The following is a 230-nucleotide window of genomic DNA, read 5'->3' as shown; positions in this document are numbered from 1 at the left end:
ACATCTCGCGATGTCATAATCCTTGAGCGATAATCTGTAACGGTTCATCAGCATGACTCACAATTGCCTGTCCGCACACAAATAACCCTTGAATAGGCTCGTTAGCGTGCTCAGCACGAATAGGCTGGAATTCAGCGATGAGCTTTGCATTGTTTTTCCTATCGTTACCATGCTCACCAGCATAGCGAGCAGAGTAAATCCCCGGTGCGTTACCGAGTGCGGGCACACAC

The 230-nt window shown here is 49.1% G+C and carries 1 protein-coding gene; it reads right to left on the bottom strand.

Translation table 11 applies throughout. The features are described from left to right. Positions 1 to 13: 13 nt before the first annotated feature. Positions 14 to 230, bottom strand: a 217-nt coding sequence (locus tag AAEY75_RS17405) for a non-canonical purine NTP pyrophosphatase (protein WP_352260445.1), incomplete at its 5' end; no start/stop codon positions are given.

The sequence above is a fragment of the Psychrobacter sp. TB55-MNA-CIBAN-0194 genome (assembly GCF_040309505.1).
Classification (GTDB): Bacteria; Pseudomonadota; Gammaproteobacteria; order Pseudomonadales; family Moraxellaceae; genus Psychrobacter; species Psychrobacter fozii.
The sequence above is the reverse complement of the archived record's forward strand: the minus strand, read 5'-3'. Positions and strand labels throughout refer to the sequence as shown.